Raw genomic sequence first — 19,283 nt, 5'->3', positions numbered from 1 at the left:
GTCCGCGCTCACCCGCACCACGCCGGGGCGCGCGATGGCCCCGGAGCCCGGCCGGCTCGACATCCTGGTGTTCGGCGCCCACCTCTCGGGCATGGCGCTGAACGGCGATCTGAAAGCCATGGGCGGACGCTTCGTGCGCACCGCGACCACCGCCGCCGCCTATCGCATGAAGCGGCTGCCCGGCGCCATCGCGCGCCCCGGCGTGGTGCGGGTGAGCGCGGACGGCGCCGCCCTCGACGGCGAAATCTGGTCGCTGCCCTTCGAGGGGGTCGGGAAGCTGCTCGCCACCATTCCCGCCCCCCTCGGGCTTGGGCAGGTGGAGCTTGCGGACGGCACGCGGGTGACCGGTTTCCTCGCCGAGGCGGCCGCCCTCGATGGCGCGGAGGACATCACCGCGCACGGGGGATTCCGCGCCTTCATGGCGGCGACGGTTCCCGCCTGAGGAACTGCCCCCAGGCCAGGGCAAGAACGCGTGAGACCTGCTGGACAGGGTGACTGATACACTGTATCAAGAGCCCTATTGAACCACTTCCCGGCAGGTTCCATGCCCCTTTCATCCGCCGTCGATGCAGCTGCCGCGCCCCCCGGGCCGAACCCGGCGCACGCGCATGGCGATCCCTCCGGCCACGCCCATGCTGGCCACACCCATGCGGACCATCTGCGGTCCACCTCTCGCCGGCCGGAGGTGCGCATCGGCGCTTCGGTGCTGCGGCTTTCCCTTCTCGCGCGCCTCGCCATCGCCGGCACGCTCCTCGCCGTGCTGTGGACCATCGTCGCCCTCGTGGTGGGGAGCGAGCCGTGAACGCGCAGATTTCCTTCCGCAACCTGACCCTCGGCTATGAGCGCCACCCGGCTGTCCATCACCTGTCGGGCGATGTGCGGGAAGGCGCGCTGCTGGCCGTGTGCGGCTCCAACGGCGCCGGCAAGTCCACCCTGCTGAAGGGCATCTGCGGCGCGCTGAAGCCGCTGGGCGGCGCCATCGACCTGCATGGCGTCTCCCCCCGCGACATCGCCTATCTGCCGCAGGGCGCCGAGATCGACCGCAGCTTTCCCATCAATGTCTACGACATGGTCTCCATGGGCCTGTGGCGGCGCGCCGGACTGTTCGGCGGCATCGGCAAGGCAGACCGGCAGCAGATCGCCGAAGCCATCGCCGCCGTGGGCCTGGAAGGCTTCGAGGCGCGCCCCATCGGCACCCTGTCCGGCGGGCAGATGCAGCGCACCCTGTTCGCCCGCCTGCTGCTGCAGGACGCACGCGTGATCCTGCTGGACGAGCCCTTCACCGCCCTCGACGCCAAGACCGTCGCCGACCTCGTGGACCTGGTGCGCCGCTGGCACGGCGAGAAGCGCACGGTGATCGCGGTGCTGCACGATTTCGATCTGGTCCGCGCCACCTTCCCCGAGACGCTGCTTCTGGCCCGGACCCCGGTGGCCTGGGGTCCGACCTTCGAAGCGCTGGGGTCCGAGAACCTGCTGAAGGCGCGCCGCATGGGCGAAGCCTGGCGGGAGGACGCACCGGACTGTTCCGACGCGGCCTGACCGCGCCCGGACCGACATCCATCGCCGTCCTTCCGCTTGGCCGGGAGCCGGGAAAGGGCTGTCCAACCCCGGTCCGGCTCGCAGCCCCCGCCGGACCCCCGGCTTCCGGCCAAGCAAAAGGGCGGCGCCGATCCCGATGGTTGCGCGGCATGCGCCGCACGACCGCCGCGGCTGCGCCCGGCCCCGACAGAGACGAGAATGAACCCTTACGACCTCCTCATCGCTCCGTTCACGGAGTTTGAATTCATGCGGCGGGCGCTGGCCGGCGTGTTCGCGCTGGCGCTGGGGGCGGGGCCCATGGGCGCCTTCCTCATGCTCCGGCGCATGTCGCTGACGGGGGACGCCATGGCCCACGCCATCCTGCCGGGCGCGGCCATCGGCTTCCTGTTCGCCGGCCTCAATCTCTATGCCATGACGGCGGGCGGGCTCGCGGCGGGACTGGTGGTGGCCATCGGCGCCGGCGTCGTGGCGCGGGCCACCGGCATGAAGGAGGACGCCTCGCTGGCCGCCTTCTACCTCATCTCGCTGGCGCTGGGCGTGCTCATCGTGTCGCTGAAGGGCTCGAACGTGGACCTGCTGCACGTCTTGTTCGGCACCGTGCTGGGCATCGACGACGCCACGCTCATCCTCATCGCCGCCATCACCACGCTCACGCTGGTGACGCTGGCCTTCATCTGGCGGCCGCTGGTGCTGGAATGCGTGGACCCCACCTTCCTCGCCTCGGTGAGCCGGGCCGGCGGGGTGAGCCACATCGCCTTCCTGTCGCTGGTGGTGATGAACCTGGTGGGCGGCTTCCATGCGCTGGGCACCCTGCTGTCGGTGGGGCTGATGATGCTGCCCGCCGCCACCGCCCGCTTCTTCGTGCGCGACCTCACGGCGCTGGTGACCCTCTCCACGCTCATCGCCTTCGCGGCCGGAGCCATCGGCCTCCTCGTCTCCTACCACCTCGGCACGCCGTCCGGCCCGTCCATCATCCTGGTGGCGGGGCTGGCCTATGCCGGTGCCGTGGTTTTCGGCCCCATCGGCGGGCTTGTGACCCGCCTCGTGCCGGGCCGCCATCTCGAAGCCTGAAGGAAAAGCCTGATGCTCAACCGACGCCTCGTCCTTGCGGCCGGCCTCGCCAGCGGCCTCGCCGCCCTGGCTGGTCCCGCCTTCGCCCAAGGCGCCCAGCCGGCGCAGAAACTGCCGGTGGTGGCCTCCTTCTCCATCCTCGGCGATTTCGTGAAGCAGGTGGGCGGCGACCGGGTGGCGGTGACCACCATCGTCGGCCCCAACGGCGATGCCCACGTCTACCAGCCCACCCCTGCCGACGCGAAGGCGGTCGCCGCCGCCAAGGTGGTGTTCGTGAACGGCCTCGGCTTCGAGGGCTGGCTCGACCGGCTGGTGAAGGCCTCCGGCACCAGGGCGCCGGTGGTGGTCGCCTCGAAGGGCATCACGCCGCGCACCGGCTTCGTCGATCATGACGAGGACGAGAAGCCGAAGGGCAAGGACAAGCACGCCAGGGAAGAGCATGGCCACGACCATGGCGGCATCGATCCCCACGCCTGGCAGTCCATCGCCAACGCCAAGGTCTATGTGGCCAATTTGCGCGACGGCCTGATCGCCGCCGATCCGGATGGCGCCGACGCCTACACCGCCAACGCGAGCGCCTATCTCGCCAGGCTCGACGCCCTGGAGGCCGAGGTGAAGGCCGCCCTCGCCAAGATCCCGGCCGAGCAGCGCCGCATCATCACCTCCCACGACGCCTTCGGCTATTTTGGCGAGACCTATGGCGTGGTGCTGGTGTCGCCCGAGGGCGTCTCCACGGAGAGCGAGGCCTCGGCCAGGGACGTGGCGCGCATCATCCGCCAGATCAAGGCGCAGAAGATCCCGGCCGTGTTCGTGGAGAACATCACCGACCCGCGCCTGATGCAGCGCATCGCCAGGGAAACCAGCGCCAAGATCGGCGGCACCCTTTATTCCGACGCGCTCTCCGATGACAAAGGCCCGGCGAGCACCTACATCGACATGATGCACTCCAACGTGCGCGAGCTTTCCGCGGCCCTGGCGAGCTGAGCGCCGGAGTTTCGGTTTTTTACATCGCGGCGGCCGGACCCTCCTTCCGGCCGCCGCCCGACACCAGGTGAATGCCATGGCTGAAACGCAGGCCGAGAAGATCCCCGTCACCGTGCTCACCGGCTATCTGGGCGCCGGCAAGACCACGCTGCTCAACCGCATCCTCTCGCAGCCCCACGGCAAGAAATTCGCGGTCATCGTCAACGAATTCGGCGAGATCGGCATCGACAACGACCTCGTGGTGGGCGCCGACGAGGAAGTGTTCGAGATGAACAACGGCTGCATCTGCTGCACCGTGCGCGGCGACCTCATCCGCGTCATCGACGGCCTGCTGCGCCGCAAGGGCGGCTTCGACGGCATCATCGTGGAGACCACGGGCCTTGCCGACCCGGCCCCCGTGGCCCAGACCTTCTTCGTGGACGAGGAGGTGCAGGCCAAGACCCGCCTCGACGCCGTGGTCACCGTGGCCGACGCCAAGTGGCTGTCCGACCGCCTGAAGGACGCGCCCGAGGCCAAGAACCAGGTGGCCTTCGCCGACGTGATCCTGCTCAACAAGACCGATCTCGTCACCGGCGCGGAGCTGGACCAGGTGGAAGCCCGCATCCGCGGCATCAACCCCTATGCCAAGCTCTATCGCACGACGAAGTCCGAAATCGACATCGCCAAGGTGCTGAACCAGGGCGCGTTCGACCTCGACCGCATCCTGGAGCTGGAGCCGGCCTTCCTCGAGGACGACGACCACCACGATCATGACCACGTGCACGGCCCGGACTGCGGCCACGATCACGCGCACGACCACGACCATCATCACGGCCTGAAGGCGGTGCATGACGAGGAAGTGCAGTCGGTCGCCTTCTCCACCGAGAAGGAGCTGAACCCGGACAAGTTCTTCCCCTGGGTGCAGAATCTGGTGGCCACCGAAGGGCCGAACATCCTGCGCTCCAAGGGCATCCTGTCGTTCGCCAACGACCCGGACCGCTTCGTCTTCCAGGGCGTGCACATGATCCTCGACGGCGATCATCAGCGCCCGTGGAAGGACGACGAGAAGCGGGTGAGCCGCATCGTCTTCATCGGCCGCAAGCTCGATCGCAAGGCGCTGGAGGACGGCTTCCTGTCCTGCGCGGCGTGATCGGCCGCACGGTTCCCGAATACAACAAGGCCCGCGGCATCCCCGCGGGCCTTCTTCGTTCCAGTCCCCCTCAGACCATCAGGCCGCGCACCAGCAGGTCGTGATACTCCTGCGCCACCTCCTCGGCGGACTTGCCGCCGCCCGGCTTGAACCAGCGCACCATCCAGCTCAGCAGCGACAGCACCGCGCGGCCCGTCATGGCGGCGCTCACCTCCCGGAACGAGCCGTCGGCGACGCCATCCTGGAGGATCCGGCGCAGCAGGCCCTCGTGGGCGTCGCGCAGGGCCAGCGCATCATCCTTCAGCCCGCTGTTGGCCATGCCGGAGAAGCCCACCAGCATGGTGACGAAGCAATCGTAATTGTCGGCCAGGAAGCGGGCGTGGGCCATCATGAATTGCCTCAGGCGCTCCACCGGCGGATCGGCCTCGTTCACCGCCCTGGCGGCGGTCTCGTAGAGGCCGGTCAGGGTGAAGATGATGATGGCGTCGTAAATCTCCTGCTTGGAGGAGAAATAATTGTAGATGGCGCCCTTGGAATAGTTCATGGCGGCGGCCAGCTCATTGAGTGAGCTTTCCACATAGCCCTTCTGCGCAAAGAGCTGCGCCGCCTGGCGCAGGATTTCCGCGCGCGGGTCCGCCATCAGCGGCGGCCGGCCCAGCCGCGCGGCGGCCCCCGGGGCCGACGGCGCCGCGACCTTCGGCGGGCGGCCACGGCGGCGGGACGGCTCCGGCGCGGTCTCGGCCGCCGGCAATTTTTTCAGTTCGTCCTGCAGCGGTCCGCTCCCTTGACTGACGTGGGATATTTATATACCGACTGGCTGGAATGTAAATGGAGCCCGCGCCGCCCGGCCGGGTCCACAGCGGGAGACACGTTCATGGCAGCCACCTCCAAGCCCGTGTTCGACTGGACCGACCCCTTCGACCTCAACGGCCAGCTCACCGAGGACGAGCGGCTGGTGCGCGACACGGCGCGCGACTATGCGCAGGACAAGCTGCTGCCCCGCGTCACCTCCGCCTATCTCGACGAGCGGTTCGACCGCGAGATCATGAACGAGATGGGCGAGCTGGGCCTGCTCGGCCCCACCATCCCGGCGGAATACGGCGGCGCCGGCCTCGGCTATGTGTCCTACGGCCTTGCGGCCCGCGAGGTGGAGCGGGTGGATAGCGGCTACCGCTCGGCCATGAGCGTGCAGTCCTCCCTCGTCATGCACCCCATCTTCGCCTATGGCACGGAGGCGCAGCGCCAGACGTATCTGCCCAAGCTCGCCACCGGCGAGTGGATCGGCTGCTTCGGCCTCACCGAGCCGGATGCCGGCTCCGATCCCGCCGGCATGCGCACCAGGGCGGAAAAGATCGACGGCGGCTATCGCCTCAACGGCGCCAAGATGTGGATCACCAACTCGCCCATCGCCGACCTTGCGGTGGTGTGGGCGAAGTCGGCGGCGCACGACAATGCCATCCGCGGCTTCGTGGTGGAGCGCGGCATGAAGGGCTTCTCCACCCCCAAGATCGAGGGCAAGCTCTCCCTGCGCGCCTCCATCACCGGCGAGATCGTGCTGGAGGACGTGGAGATCCCGGAAGAGAACCTTTTGCCCAACGCCACGGGCCTTGCCGGCCCGTTCGGCTGCCTCAACCGGGCGCGCTACGGCATCGGCTGGGGTGTCATGGGCGCGGCGGAAGCCTGCTATGCCCAGGCCCGGCAATACACCCTGGACCGCAAGCAGTTCGGCAAGCCGCTGGCGGCCAACCAACTGGTGCAGAAGAAGCTGGCGGACATGGCCACCGACATCGCCTTCGGCCTTCAGGCCTGCCTGCGCGTCGGCCGGCTGTTCGAGGAGGGCCGCCTGCCGCCGGAGACCATCTCCTTCATCAAGCGCAACAATTGCGGCAAGGCGCTGGACATCGCCCGCACCGCCCGCGACATGCACGGCGGCAACGGCATCTCGGCCGAATTCCACGTCATCCGCCACGCCGCGAATCTCGAGACCGTGAACACCTATGAGGGCACGCACGACATCCATGCGCTGATCCTCGGCCGGGGCATCACCGGCATCCAGGCGTTCTTCTGAGAGTGTCCCCTCTCCCCTCGAAGTCGGCTGTTGCCGACTTCGATCTTGGCGAGCCGAACTCGGCAGCAGCCGAGTTCGGGCGGGAGAGGGTTAGGGTGAGGGGTAGTGCCTCCGCCGCGCCACAGCCCTGCTTCGGCGCGCGCCCCCTCACCCCCGACCCCTCTCCCGCAAGGGGAGAGGGGAGGCATCCGCACCATGGGTCCAAACATGTCCCCTCCCCTCGCCGGCCTTCGCGTCCTTGAACTTGCCCGCATCCTCGCCGGCCCCTGGTGCGGGCAGTTGCTCGCCGATCTTGGCGCCGAGGTGATCAAGGTGGAGCGCCCCGGCGGCGGCGACGACACCCGCACCTGGGGCCCGCCCTTCCTGACCGGCGACGACGGGGCCGACCTCGGCGCCGCCTATTTCCATGCCACCAACCGCGGCAAGCGCTCAGTGGCGGTGGATTTCGAGAGCCCGGAGGGGCAGGCCACCATCCGCGCGCTGGCGCGGCAGAGCGATGTGGTGATCGAGAATTTCAAGGTCGGGGGCCTCAAGAAATATGGCCTCGATTACGCGCGCCTGAAGGCGGAGAACCCGCGCCTCGTCTATTGCTCCGTCACCGGATTCGGCCAGGACGGCCCCTATGCGCCGCGCGCCGGCTACGACTTCCTGGTGCAGGGCATGGGCGGCATCATGGACCTCACCGGCGCGCCGGATGGGGAGCCGCAGAAGGTGGGGGTGGCCTTCGCCGACATCTTCACCGGCCTCTATGCCACCGTGGGCATCCTCGCCGCCCTGCGCCGGCGGGAGGAGACCGGCACCGGCGGCCATGTGGACATGGCGCTGCTCGACACCCAGGTGGGCGTGCTGGCCAACCAGGCCATGAACTACCTCACCTCCGGCAAGGCCCCCAAGCGCATGGGCAATGCCCATCCCAACATCGTGCCCTACCAGGTCTTCCCCTGCGCCGACGGCTATTTCATCGCCGCCATCGGCAATGACGGCCAGTTCGCCCGCTTCTGCGCCGTGCTCGGCGCGCCGGAGCTGGCGCGGGAAGCCGATTTCGGCACCAACCCCGAACGCGTCGCCCACCGCGCCACGCTGGTGCCGCAGCTCTCGGCGCTGACCGCCACTTTCAAGCGCGACGACCTGCTCGCCGCGCTGGAGGCGAAGGGCGTGCCCGCCGGCCCCATCAACACGGTGGCGCAGGTGTTCGACGATCCGCAGGTGAAGGCCCGCGGCCTGCGCGTGGATCTCAAGGAGGCCGGCGGCGGCACCATCCCGGCGGTGGCAAGCCCCATCGTGCTCGACGGCGAGCGGCAGGTGGCCAGGACCGCCAGCCCGCGCCTCGGGGCGGATACGCAGGCCGTGCTCAAGGCGCTGGAGGCGCTGGCGAAGGGCTGAGCGCGCCGCGCAAAAAGGAGGCGGGACCCGGCCGCCGCCGCATCCCGCCTCCCTCGCTTATCGCATCCCTTGCGATCAGAAGCGCTGTGCCCCTGCCCTCATGCCGCGACGGGCTTCGCCTTCTTCAGCGGCCAGGCGAACAGGCCGAAGAAGCCAGGGTTCTTGTTCCAGGCATCGAGCGCCACCGCCAGCGACGCCACGCCCCAGAACACCAGATATTCGATGCCGCCCTGCGCCCAGAACCAGCCGGGCCCGCGGGTCACCACCATCGCATAGGCCGCGACCACCATCAGGCCGGCGGATACGACACCCAGATACTTGGTGAAGACCCCGAAGGTCAGGCCCACGGCGCAGATCAGTTCCATGACGATGGACAGGACCACGAAAAACTCCGGCGGATAAAATCCCGCCCTGGTGAAGAAGCCCACCGACCCCGCAAACCCGATGATCTTCGAGATGGAATGCGGAAAATAGAACAATCCGCACACCAGACGAATAACAACCATGGGATTCGTCACATCAAATCTGCCATCAGACGCCGACATTGAAGCATACTCCTCGTCTGTACCAATCATCACCCACAATGATCGATACCGTGCGACGGATTTTGCTCCTCCAAGGCCCATGGACATTGATGTGGCGCAATATTTACCTCCGTCGCGCCGGGCGTTTTTCGCAGCTGCGTTTGCAGCATTGCATGAATGGACAGAGGCACGGAGCCTCGCGCCACGCCCATGCAGGCGCCGGCCCTCAGGCCGTCGCCCCCTCCTGGATCAGCTTCCAGGTGATGGAATCGATCAGCGCCTCGAACGAGGCGTCGATGATGTTGGGCGAGACCCCCACCGTGGTCCAGCGCTGGCCCTTCTCGTCGGCGCTCTCGATCAGCACCCGGGTCACCGCCTCGGTCCCGCCGTTGAGCACCCGCACCCGGTAGTCGGTGAGGTGCAGGCCGGCGATGAAGGGCTGGTACCTGCCGAGGTCCTTGCGCAGCGCCACGTCGAGGGCGTTCACCGGGCCGTTGCCCTCGGCGGCGGAGATGAGGATTTCATCCCCCACCTTCACCTTCACGATGGCCTCGGCCACGGTGCTCATTTCCCCACGCGCGTTGAAGCGCCGTTCCACGTTCACGCTGAAGCGCTCCACGTCGAAGAAGTCCGGCACGCTGCCGAGGATGCGCCGCGCCAGCAGCGCGAAGGAGGCGTCCGCCGCCTCATAGGCATAGCCCAAAGCCTCGCGGGTCTTCACCTCGTCCAGCAGCCGGGCGATGCGCGGGTCCGCCTTCTCCACCGGGACCCCGAGCCGCTCCAACTCGGCCAGCACGTTGGACTTGCCCGCCTGGTCGGAGACCAGAAGCTTGCGCCGGTTGCCCACCGCTTCGGGGGGCACATGCTCGTAGGTGGCTGGGTCCTTCAGGATGGCCGAGGCATGGATGCCGGCCTTGGTGGCAAACGCGCTCTCGCCCACATAGGGCGCGTGGCGATCCGGCGCGCGGTTCAGCATCTCGTCCAGGGTGCGCGACACGTGGGCGATGTCGGCCAGCGCATCACGCGAGACGCCGATGTCGAAGTGCGCCGAATAGTCCGGCTTCAGCAGCAAGGTCGGGATGATGGAGCACAGGTTCGCGTTGCCGCAGCGCTCGCCGAGGCCGTTGAGCGTGCCCTGGATCTGCCGCGCCCCCGCCCGCACCGCCGCCAGCGAATTGGCCACCGCCTGCTCGGTGTCGTTGTGGGCGTGGATGCCCACATGGTCTCCCGGCACCACCTTCACCAGCTCGGAGACGATGGCCTCCACCTCATGGGGCAAGGTGCCGCCATTGGTGTCGCACAGCACCACCCAGCGGGCGCCGGCCTCATGGGCCGTGCGGGCGCAGGCGAGGGCGAAGTCCCTGTCTTCCTTGAAGCCGTCGAAGAAATGCTCGCAATCCACCAGCGCCTCCCGCCCGGCAGCGACCGCGGCCTGGACGCTCTCGCGGATGGAGGCAAGGTTCTCCTCCTTGGTGGTCTCCAGCGCCACCCGCACCTGGTAGGCGGAGGCCTTGGCCACGAAGCAGATGGCGTCGGCCTTGGCTCCGATCAGCGCCGCGAGGCCGGGATCGTTGGCCGCGGAACGGCCGGGCCGCTTGGTCATGCCGAAGGCGGTAACGCGCGCGTTGGCCGGATGCTCCTGCGAAAACAGCTGGGTATCGGTGGGATTGGCGCCGGGATATCCGGCCTCCACATAATCCACCCCCAGTTGGTCGAGCAGCGCCAGCACCCGGAGCTTGTCGGCGACGGTGAAGTCCACCCCGTTGGTCTGCGCCCCGTCGCGCAGGGTGGTGTCGAAGAGGTAGAGGCGTTCGCGCCCGTCGGACTGGGAGGTAGTCATCGCCCTGTCCCCTCGCCGAGCGTCTTGGCCATGGAGGTGTTGCCGAGCCAGGTGTCGGCCAGGGGCACCATGTTGCGGCGGTGGGCCTCAAAGCCGCGGTGCTGGAAGAAGCCAAGGGCGGTATCGCTGGCGTCCACCGTCAGCTTGAGGGTGCCGCGGCCCTTGGCCAGCGTCTCCACCGCATCGCACAGGGCGCGGGCGACGCCGGTGCCGGCGGCATCGGGTGCCACATAGAGCAGGTCCATGTGGGCATTGTCCTTCAGCGACACGAAGCCCACCGGCGCCCCTTCCTTCAGCGCCACCAGCGTCAGCGCACCGGCAAGGCGCGCCGCGAAGGCGGCCTCGTCGTCGGCCGCCGCGCTCCAGGCCTCCTGCTGCTCCTCGTCGTAATCCTCGCCGGTCAGTTCCATGATGGAGGCGCGGAACAGGGCCGCCAGCACCGGCGCATCGGCCGGCAGATAGGGGCGCAGGGAGAGCTTGGCGGCGGTCATCGCGACACCTCCCAGCTGGTGGTTCCGTCCTTGTTGTCCATCAGCACCACACCCTGCGCGGCCAGCTCCTCGCGGATCTGGTCGGCGCGCTTGAAATTCTTCGCCTTGCGGGCGGCGATGCGATCGGCAATGAGGCCGGCGATCACGCCCTCATCAAGAGCGATGGCCTCCTTCTGCCGGGCGCGCCACCCGGTTTCGGTATCACCGAGCAGGCCGAGCAGGTTGGCCGCGCCCTTGAAGCGCCGGCGCAGGGCGGAGGAGGTCTCCTCGTGCTCCGCTACCTCGGCGAGGTGGTGCAGGTGGGTGATGGCGGACGGCGTGTTGAGGTCGTCGGCGAGGCGGTCGGCGATCTCGATCTCGAAGGGGTTGCCCTCCCCGGTCTCGGCCTCCGCCTCGCCGATGACACGGTACCACTTGTCGAGGGTCTTGGCGGCGAAACCCAGGCCCTGCCGGGTCCAGTTGATGGGCTGGCGATAGTGGGTGGAGAGCATGGCGAGGCGCAGCACCTCGCCCGGCCATTCGGCCAGCAGTTCGCGGATGGTGACGAAGTTGCCGAGGGACTTCGACATCTTCTCGCCTTCCAGCATGAGGAAGCCGTTATGCATCCACATCTGCGCCATCACGCCGGTGTGGAAGGCGCAGCGCGACTGGGCGATCTCGTTCTCATGGTGCGGGAAGACAAGGTCGATGCCGCCGCCATGGATGTCGAAGGTCTCGCCCAGGTGACGCCACGACATGGCCGAGCACTCGATGTGCCAGCCGGGGCGGCCGGGGGTGGCGATGCCGCAGGGCGAGGGCCAGCCGGGGACGCCATCGGCGCTCGGCTTCCACAGCACGAAATCCATGGGGTCACGCTTGTAGGGCGCCACATCCACGCGGGCGCCGGCCACCATCTCATCCAGCGGGCGTCGGGAGAGGCGGCCATAGTCCGGCATGGAGGGCACGTGGAACAGCACATGCTCTTCCGCCACATAGGCGTGGCCCGAGGCCACCAGGCTCTCGATGAGGGTGCGCATCTCGGCGATGTGCTCGGTGGCGCGCGGCTCCACCGTGGGCGGCAGGCAGTTCAGCGCCGCCGTGTCCTCGCGGAACCAGCGGTAGGTCTCTTCCGTGAGGTCGCGGATGGTGATGCCGCGCTCGGCGGCGCGGGCGTTGATCTTGTCGTCCACGTCGGTGATGTTGCGGACGTATTTGACGTGGGCTTCGCCATACAGGCGGCGCAGCAGGCGGTTGAGCACGTCGAACACGATCACCGGCCGGGCGTTGCCGATGTGGGCGTGGTCGTAGACGGTGGGGCCGCACACATACATGCGCACGTTGGCGGGATCGAGCGGACGCAGCGTGTCCTTCGAGCGCGTGAGCGTGTTGTAGAGCCTCAGCTCCATGGATCTTTCCCCCTCATCGAGCCGAGCACGTGGCGCACGTGCGCCGTGCCGGTGCACCGGCCGGGGCGTCCAGATCCTTAAGTTTTAAGGGAGCAGCAAGGGACGGCCACGGCCAGCTTTTCGGCTAACCGCAAATAATCGCCGCGATGGCGCAGGTGATGGCAAACCGGCCGTTCATGGCGCGGGACAATGGTTCGGGCGGGGGCGGTCGTCAAGAGCTTTCGCGCGGGCGCGGCAGCGGGCCGGCGCGGCGCCGGAACGCAAGCCCGCGAGCCCTTGCGCCACCTGGGTTTTTCGCCCTCAACCCGGCGGGCGCTCCGCAATTTGTCATATGGCCACGCTTGACCGTGCGGGGGCCGGGAGCCTATCCCGTGCCCCGCGAGAGCGCCCCGGCGGCGCAGCGGCGGAGGCAGCTCCGCCCCTCCGCGCCCTGCCCCGCACCACGGGACAGGGTCCGGAACACCGCCGCGGCGCTGATCAAAAAGGCCGTTTCCCGCTCATGCAAAGCATCCGAACGCTGGTCGTCGCAGCCGTGGCATCCCTGTCCCTGACCGCTTTGGCCGAGGCCGACAGCCGCATCTTCATCATCGACAATTCCGATGGCTACGGCATCGACCGCTGCCTGGCCGCCGGCGCGCCGTGCGGCGAGCGCATGGCGGTCGCCTGGTGCCGGTCCCACGACTACAGCCGTGTCATCGATTTCGGCCGCGTCACCGAAACCGCCCTGACCCCTGCGCGCTCGGTGCCGCCTGCCGCCTGCCCCGGCCCCCTGTGCGCCGAGACCGTGGCCATCACCTGCTCGCGCTGAGGACCAGGCCGCCTCATCGCCACGCCCCGGCGGGTCCTGGGCAGGCTCACTTCAGGATGGCCGCGCTCACTTCACGAAGTCGGCGCATTTGGGCACGTCCGCGCCGCCGCCCCAGGGCATGATGGGCACGGTGGAGGTGGAGTTCTTCGGGCTGCCGTCGATCAGCTTGTCGGAATAGACCAGGTACACCAGCACGTTGCGCTTGGTGTCGCAGCCGCGGACGATCTGCATCCTCTTGAAGAAGAAGGAGCGGCTCTCGCGGAACACCACGTCGCCCTGCTCAAACTTGGACTTGAAGGAAATCGGCCCCACCTGCCGGCACGCCAGCGAGATGTCCGATGTCTCCTCTGCCACGCCGACCATGCCCTTCAGGCCGCCCCTCTCCGGCGTGGTGTAGTGGCAGGCGACGCCCTCCACCACCGGATCGTCGATGCCGTAGACCGCGAGCTTGTCGTCCGGCGTCAGGAATTTCCAGACCGTGGACTTCTTGAAGATCAGGTTCGGCTCCTGCGCCGATGCTGGAGCCGACAGGGCCGGCACCAGCAGCGCCGCGAGCAGGAAGGCGCCGCAGCGGGCACGGTTCGCAAGGCGGCTGACGCGGCTCGGACGGTTCGCAACGGTCATGAAAGCTCCCGCGGGTTGTCGCTCCTGATATGGGGAAAGTCGCGCTCAGGAAAAGGTGACCGGCTGCGGGACGCCGAATAAAAGCCAACGCCACGCCAAAAGCCGGCGCCGCCTCCTGCGCCGGCACGCGATTGACGCGGAGGCGCGGCCATGACACCCCTGTCGCCCCATCGATACCAGCGGCCCCGGTCTGCGACCTGCGCCGCGAAGGTTTCGCGCAAGCGCGGCGCGGGCCGTGCCGACTGCCGATGAGACACTCCCATCGGCGGTCGCAATGGCAGCGCCCGACAAGAAAAGGCCCGAGGAGCACGATCATGGACATCAAGCGCCGGCACTTCATTGGCGCCTCCGCCACCGCGCTCGCCACCGGCGCGCTCGCAGCTCCCGCCCTCGCCCAGAGCCAGCCCGAGGTGAAGTGGCGCCTGACCTCGTCCTTCCCCCGCTCGCTGGACACCATCTACGGCACCGCGCAGACCTTCGCGCGCTACGTGTCCGAGGCCACCGACGGGCGGTTCCAGATCCAGACCTTCCCTGCGGGGGAGCTGGTGCCGGGTCTCCAGGCGCTGGACGCGGTCTCCACCGGCTCGGTGGACTGCGCGCAGACTGCCACCTATTTCTACACCGGCAAGGACCCGGCGCTGGCCTTCGGCACCGGCGTGCCGTTCGGCTTCAACTCGCGCCAGCAGCATTCCTGGTGGTTCTTCGGCGGCGGTGAGCAGATCATCAACGGCGTGCTCGCAAAGTATAATGTCACCTCCATGCCCATGGGCAATTCGGGGTGCCAGATGGGCGGCTTCTTCCGCAAGGAGCTGACCGGCGTCGACGACCTGAAGGGCCTGAAATTCCGCATCGGCGGCATCGGTGGCCAGGTGCTGGCCAAGCTCGGCGTGGTGCCGCAGCAGATCGTGCCGGGGGATGTCTATGCCGCCCTCGAACGCGGCACCATCGACGCCGCCGAATTCGTCGGCCCCTATGACGACGAGAAGCTCGGCCTCGTGAAGGTGGCCAAATATTACTACTACCCCGGCTGGTGGGAGGGCGGGGCGATGATGCACCTCGTCATCAACGACAAGCAGTGGGACGCGCTGCCGAAGCCCTACCAGGCCATCGTGCGCAACGCCGCGGAAGCGGCGAACAACTGGATGCTGGCCAAGTACGATTCGGTGAACCCGCCCGCCCTGCGCCGCCTCGTGCAGCAGGGCGTGGAGCTGCGGCCCTTCCCGCCGTCCATCCTGGAGGCGGGCCACAAGGCCGCGTTCGAGCTTTACAACGAGATCGCCGCCACCAACCCCGCCTTCAAGCAGGCGCTGGAGTCCATGAACGCCATCCGCGCCGACCAGCTGGTGTGGTGGCAGATCGCCGAATACGCCTACGACACCTTCAACATCCGCAACCGCGGCAAGAGCTGAGGTGTGTGTGAGCTGAGGCGTGGGAGGGCTGAGGTGTGCAAGAGCCGAGGCGTGCGAGGGCGCGGCGGCACCTGACGGACGGTGATGAAGCCATAGTTTCGTCACCATTGCCGGGCGGTGTCGGTCTATAGAGATGGGGTCCGGCATTGGGCGGCGAACCGAGAGTCGAGAAGGTGAGGATGGGGTCTGAGCGAGGGATGGGCGTCGGCGGCACGATCCGCCATGTGGCCCGCAAGATCGTGTTCGGGCTCGTCCTGGCCGGAACGGCGGCAGCCGGTGCCACCGAGGCGCTGGCGCAGGCCGGCAGCCCGGCCTGCATGCAACTCGAATCCTCCCTCATGTCCCTCGACCGGGGCGCCAACGGCGCCAACGCCCAGCAGCAGCAGGCGGCGAAGCTGCGCTCCGACCTCGACCGGCTTACCTCCCAGGCCCGCGGCATGGGCTGCGACGCCCCGCGCGGCTTCTTCATCTTCCAGGGACCGCCGCGCCCGCCCCAGTGCGACCAGATCGACGACCAGGTGTCGCGGATCCGCTCCCAGCTCGCTGGCATCGAGCGTGGCGGATCGGACCAGAGCGGCCAGCGCCGGGCGCTGATCCTCGCCCTCGCCCAGAACAATTGCGGCCAGCAATATACCGCCGCCGTGCAGGCGTCGCGGCGCCCCGCCGAGCCGCAGAAGCCGCGCAACTTCTTCGAGGCCATCTTCGGCACGCCCCAGAGCGTGCAGGAAGAGGAAAGCACACCGGACCTCGCCACCATCCCGCTGGACCAGCCGAAGCAATATTCCTCCCGCACCGTGTGCGTGCGCACCTGCGACGGCTATTTCTTCCCCATGGCGAACTCCACCAACTCCAGCCGCTACGCGCAGGACGACCAGCTCTGCAAGCGGCTGTGCCCGGGCTCGGAGGCGCAGCTCTTCACCTACAGCGGCGACATCAAGTCGGCGGTGAGCGTTTCCGGGCAGTCCTACATGTCGCTGCCCAACGCCCTGCGCTACCGCAAGGAACTGGTGCCATCGTGCACCTGCAAGCCCGCCGGCCAGTCGTGGGCGCAGGCGCTCGCAGGGCTTGAGGACGAAACCACCCTGCGCAAGGGCGACATCCTCGTGACCGAGGAGCAGGCCCGCGAGATGTCGCAGCCGAAGTTCAACGACCCGTCCCAGACGTCCAAGGGCAAGGCCGCACAGCGCCAGCCGGCAGCCAATCCGGCGGCGGAAGCGGGCGGCCCCGTGGCCGCGACGGCTGCCGCCCCGCTCGCCCCGGCCTCCGAGCAGCCGGGCCAGCGCCAGGTGCGCATCATCCCGCTGCCGCGCTCGCAGAACGCCCAGAACCAGCAGAACGCGGCAGGCGCCGGACAAGGCACGGCCCAGTAAGCGACATCGGCGGGGGACAGACCCCGCCCGCTTCCGCTGAAACAAGCAGCCACGTCAAGGCCGGCGGCCGGGCCTCACGCTCCGCCGTCGCGTGCCGGTGGAGCCCGTCCCTTCAAGCCACCTCGCCCCCAAGCCGTCCCGTCACCCGCGCGTGGCCCATCAGCGGCAGCAGCGCGGCAAGCTCCGGCCCCTTCTCCCGGCCGGTCAGCGCCAGGCGCAGCGGATGGAACAGCGCCTTGCCCGAGCGCCCGCTCGCCGTCTTCACCGCCTTGATCCAGGCCCCATAGGTCTGCGCGTCCCAGGGCTCGGCCGGCAGCAGGGCCGCCGCTTCGCCCAGAAAGGCGCGATCGGCCTCCGCCACCACGCCGGCGGCCGGCTGGGACACCAAAGCCCACCAGTCCGCCGCCTCCGGGAACAGCGCGAGATTGCCCCGCACCGCCAGCCAGAAGGCCGCGCCGCCACCGATGCCCGCCGCCGCAAGGCGGGAAGCCGCGGCCTCGAAGGGCATCATGTGCAGGGTGCGGGCGGTGAGCTGGGCGAGATCGCCGGGATCGAAGCGGGCCGGCGCACGGGAGATGTGGGCGAGGTCCACCATGCCCGCCAGCCCATCGAGGCTTTCCACCGCCTCCACCGCATGGGAGGTGCCCACCAGGACCGCGGCGGCGGCCACCGCCAGCGCCTCGTGCCCGGCCTCCCGGAGCGCCGAAAGGGAGAGGTGGCCGAGCCGCTTCGACAGGCCCTCCCCCGAGGGCAGGGTGAGCAAATTGTGATGGGCAAAGCGCGGCGCCGGCCCGCCCAGCGCCTCGAAAATCTCGATCTGGACCGCGGTGTTGGTCACATGGTCCTCGCCGCGCACCACGTTTGTGACGCCCATGGCAAGGTCGTCCACCACGGACGGCAGCGTATAGAGGAAGCTGCCGTCGGCGCGGACCAGGACCGGATCGGACAGGCTCGCCGTATCCACCTGCTGCGGCCCGCGCACGCCGTCATCCCAGGCGACCACGCGATGGTCGAGGCGGAAGCGCCAGTGCGGGCGGCGGCCTTCGGCCTCCAGCCGGGCGCGGTCGGCCGCGGCGAGCGCCAGCGCCGCGCGGTCATAGACCGGCGGCAGGCCGCGTGCCCGCTGCAGCCGGCGCTTCAGCTCCAGCTCGTCCTCGCTCTCATAGGCGGGATAGAGCCGCCCGGCTGCCTTCAGATGCTCGGCCGCGGCCTCATAGTCGGCGATGCGGTCGGACTGGCGGAAGGTGAGATCGGGGGCGATGCCCAGCCATGCGAGGTCCGTCGCGATGGCATCGGCATATTCCGCGCGGGAGCGGGCGGCGTCGGTGTCGTCGAAGCGCAGGATGAAGGTGCCGCCGGCGCGCCGGGCGAGGAGCGCGTTGATCAGGGCGGTTCGGGCATTGCCCACATGGATGAGGCCCGTGGGCGATGGCGCGAAGCGCAGGACGGGGCGGGATGGAATAGGGCTGGATGGAACAGGGCTGGACATGGGGAGCCCATAGCCCGCCGCGGCCCATCCGTCGATGGGGAGGGGGCCTCGGAGAAGGATGAGGTCTCGGAGAAGGATGGGGTCTCGGCCTGCGGCCGAAAGAAAGAAGCCCGGCCGCAATGGCCGGGCTTCGGTTGGTTCAGCGGGGTTGCGGGCAGTCCGGCCCGCGGCAGTCCGGCCGTCCGCCGCCCTGGGGCCGCTGCGGCTGTCCCTGAGGCTGCCGTTGCGGCTGGCCCTGGGGCTGAGCCTGGGGCTGCCGTTGCTGCTGGCCCTGAGGCTGGCCCTGCTGCTGAGGCGGACGCTGCTGCTGGAACTGCTGCGGCGGACGCTCCTGGCGCTGCTGCTGTTGCGGTCGCTGCTGCTGTTGCGGCCGCTGCTGCTGGTTCTGCTCCGGCGGGCGTTGCTGCTGCTGACGCGGCTGGTTCTGCTCCGGCGGGCGCTGCTGCTGTTGCTGACGCTGCTGCTGTTGGCGCTGCTGGATCTGCTCCTGCTGACGCTGCTGCTGTTGCTGGCGCTGCTGCTGCTGGATCTGCTGGCGCTGTTGCTGCTGCAACTGCTGGCGATCCTGCGGCGTCGGCGGGCGGTTCGGCAGGCCGTTCGGCCCGGGGCCGCCGGGACGACCGGGGCCACCCTGCTGACCGGGCTGGCCCGGAGGCTGGCCGGGGCCGCCGGGACGGCCGGCACCACCCGGCTGACCTGGCTGGCCGGGACCACCGGGCTGGCCGGGAGGCATGCCAGGCTGGCCCGGAGGCTGGCCGGGGACACCAGGACGCCCAGGACCACCCGGCTGGCCGGGCTGACCAGGACCGCCCGGCTGACCGGGAGGCATGCCAGGCTGGCCCGGAGGCTGGCCGGGGACACCAGGACGGCCGGGACCACCCGGCTGGCCGGGCTGACCAGGACCGCCAGGACCACCGGGGCCACCCGGCTGGCCGGGCTGACCAGGACCGCCAGGACCACCGGGGCCACCCGGCTGACCGGGACCGCCGGGATAGCCGGGACCACCGGGCTGACCAGGACCACCGGGGCCACCAGGGCCACCGGGCTGACCGGGACCGCCGGGATAACCGGGACCACCAGGCTGACCAGGACCACCGGGACGGCCAGGACCACCGGGATAGCCGGGACCGCCCGGCCCACCGGGACGGCCCCAGCCTGTCTCTTATACA

18 protein-coding genes and 1 pseudogene are annotated in these 19,283 nt (G+C 69.1%); 12 read left to right on the top strand and 7 right to left on the bottom strand.

The annotated features are described in order from the left end of the window. The 6 genes from K9U41_RS15045 to K9U41_RS15020 form a co-directional block, all read left to right on the top strand. Positions 1–442, top strand: a 442-nt coding sequence (locus K9U41_RS15045) for an allophanate hydrolase-related protein (RefSeq protein ID WP_432715802.1), incomplete at its 5' end; no start/stop codon positions are given. 102 nt (positions 443–544) lie between these two features. Further along, positions 545–802: a hypothetical protein gene (locus K9U41_RS15040; protein WP_282641657.1), complete on the top strand. Its 258-nt coding sequence runs from the start codon at positions 545–547 to the stop codon at positions 800–802. Next, positions 799–1,539 (top strand): metal ABC transporter ATP-binding protein, encoded by a 741-nt coding sequence (locus K9U41_RS15035; RefSeq protein ID WP_282641656.1) that lies wholly within the window; start codon positions 799–801, stop codon positions 1,537–1,539. The genes K9U41_RS15040 and K9U41_RS15035 overlap by 4 nt, the downstream gene beginning before the upstream one ends. Positions 1,540–1,737: 198 nt before the next feature. Continuing rightward, the gene (locus K9U41_RS15030; RefSeq protein WP_282641655.1) at positions 1,738–2,610 is read left to right on the top strand and encodes a metal ABC transporter permease; all 873 of its coding nucleotides are present in this window, start codon (positions 1,738–1,740) and stop codon (positions 2,608–2,610) included. 12 nt (positions 2,611–2,622) lie between these two features. Continuing rightward, positions 2,623–3,594 (top strand): metal ABC transporter substrate-binding protein, encoded by a 972-nt coding sequence (locus K9U41_RS15025; RefSeq protein WP_282641654.1) that lies wholly within the window; start codon positions 2,623–2,625, stop codon positions 3,592–3,594. A 76-nt stretch (positions 3,595–3,670) separates the two neighbouring features. Next, complete coding sequence (locus K9U41_RS15020) at positions 3,671–4,723, top strand: CobW family GTP-binding protein (RefSeq protein WP_282641653.1); 1,053 nt, start codon at positions 3,671–3,673, stop codon at positions 4,721–4,723. Between the two features lie 70 nt (positions 4,724–4,793). Here the strand turns inward: K9U41_RS15020 and K9U41_RS15015 are convergent, their stop codons facing one another. Further along, positions 4,794–5,474 carry a TetR/AcrR family transcriptional regulator gene (locus tag K9U41_RS15015; protein WP_282641652.1) on the bottom strand — a complete coding sequence of 227 codons (681 nt, stop codon included), beginning with the start codon at positions 5,472–5,474 and terminating at the stop codon, positions 4,794–4,796. 123 nt (positions 5,475–5,597) lie between these two features. Here K9U41_RS15015 and K9U41_RS15010 point away from each other — a divergent pair, with 123 nt between their 5' ends. Both K9U41_RS15010 and K9U41_RS15005 read left to right on the top strand, forming a co-directional pair. Further along, complete coding sequence (locus K9U41_RS15010; protein ID WP_282641651.1) at positions 5,598–6,791, top strand: acyl-CoA dehydrogenase; 1,194 nt, start codon at positions 5,598–5,600, stop codon at positions 6,789–6,791. A gap of 207 nt (positions 6,792–6,998) precedes the next feature. Continuing rightward, positions 6,999–8,174 (top strand): CaiB/BaiF CoA transferase family protein, encoded by a 1,176-nt coding sequence (locus K9U41_RS15005; RefSeq protein WP_282641649.1) that lies wholly within the window; start codon positions 6,999–7,001, stop codon positions 8,172–8,174. Positions 8,175–8,272: 98 nt separating this feature from the next. On the opposite strand, the gene K9U41_RS15000 is transcribed toward K9U41_RS15005, so the two are convergent. The 4 genes from K9U41_RS15000 to cysS all read right to left on the bottom strand — a co-directional run bounded on the left by K9U41_RS15000 (position 8,273) and on the right by cysS (position 12,414). Next, entirely contained in the window at positions 8,273–8,680 is a 408-nt protein-coding gene (locus K9U41_RS15000; RefSeq protein ID WP_282641648.1) for a DoxX family protein, read from the bottom strand. 244 nt (positions 8,681–8,924) lie between these two features. After that, positions 8,925–10,538 carry a citramalate synthase gene (gene cimA / locus K9U41_RS14995; protein WP_282641647.1) on the bottom strand — a complete coding sequence of 538 codons (1,614 nt, stop codon included), beginning with the start codon at positions 10,536–10,538 and terminating at the stop codon, positions 8,925–8,927. Further along, the gene (locus K9U41_RS14990) at positions 10,535–11,029 is read right to left on the bottom strand and encodes a GNAT family N-acetyltransferase (protein ID WP_282641646.1); all 495 of its coding nucleotides are present in this window, start codon (positions 11,027–11,029) and stop codon (positions 10,535–10,537) included. Before K9U41_RS14990 ends, cimA begins: the two co-directional genes overlap by 4 nt. Further along, entirely contained in the window at positions 11,026–12,414 is a 1,389-nt protein-coding gene (cysS, locus tag K9U41_RS14985) for a cysteine--tRNA ligase (protein WP_282641645.1), read from the bottom strand. The genes K9U41_RS14990 and cysS overlap by 4 nt, the downstream gene beginning before the upstream one ends. Positions 12,415–12,913: 499 nt before the next feature. Here cysS and K9U41_RS14980 point away from each other — a divergent pair, with 499 nt between their 5' ends. Next, positions 12,914–13,222 (top strand): hypothetical protein, encoded by a 309-nt coding sequence (locus K9U41_RS14980; protein ID WP_282641644.1) that lies wholly within the window; start codon positions 12,914–12,916, stop codon positions 13,220–13,222. A gap of 66 nt (positions 13,223–13,288) precedes the next feature. On the opposite strand, the gene K9U41_RS14975 is transcribed toward K9U41_RS14980, so the two are convergent. Further along, positions 13,289–13,846 (bottom strand): CreA family protein, encoded by a 558-nt coding sequence (locus K9U41_RS14975; RefSeq protein WP_282641643.1) that lies wholly within the window; start codon positions 13,844–13,846, stop codon positions 13,289–13,291. A 320-nt stretch (positions 13,847–14,166) separates the two neighbouring features. On the opposite strand from K9U41_RS14975, the gene K9U41_RS14970 reads away from it, so the two are divergent. Both K9U41_RS14970 and K9U41_RS14965 read left to right on the top strand, forming a co-directional pair. Further along, the gene (locus K9U41_RS14970; protein WP_282641660.1) at positions 14,167–15,255 is read left to right on the top strand and encodes a TRAP transporter substrate-binding protein; all 1,089 of its coding nucleotides are present in this window, start codon (positions 14,167–14,169) and stop codon (positions 15,253–15,255) included. A 179-nt stretch (positions 15,256–15,434) separates the two neighbouring features. Continuing rightward, on the top strand, positions 15,435–16,625 hold the full coding sequence (locus K9U41_RS14965) for a DUF2865 domain-containing protein (protein WP_282641642.1): 1,191 nt from the start codon (positions 15,435–15,437) through the stop codon (positions 16,623–16,625). Positions 16,626–16,737: 112 nt separating this feature from the next. Here K9U41_RS14965 and K9U41_RS14960 read toward each other — a convergent pair whose 3' ends face one another. Then, entirely contained in the window at positions 16,738–18,087 is a 1,350-nt protein-coding gene (locus tag K9U41_RS14960) for a glutamate--tRNA ligase (protein ID WP_282641659.1), read from the bottom strand. A gap of 250 nt (positions 18,088–18,337) precedes the next feature. Between K9U41_RS14960 and K9U41_RS14955 the strand changes: the two are divergent. Next, positions 18,338–19,283: pseudogene (locus K9U41_RS14955) on the top strand (hypothetical protein); the annotation flags it as partial.

Origin of the sequence: Xanthobacter autotrophicus (assembly GCF_029991245.1) — a bacterium.
GTDB classification, from domain to species: Bacteria; Pseudomonadota; Alphaproteobacteria; order Rhizobiales; family Xanthobacteraceae; genus Xanthobacter; species Xanthobacter autotrophicus_C.
This window is presented reverse-complemented; position numbering and strand designations above follow the sequence as displayed.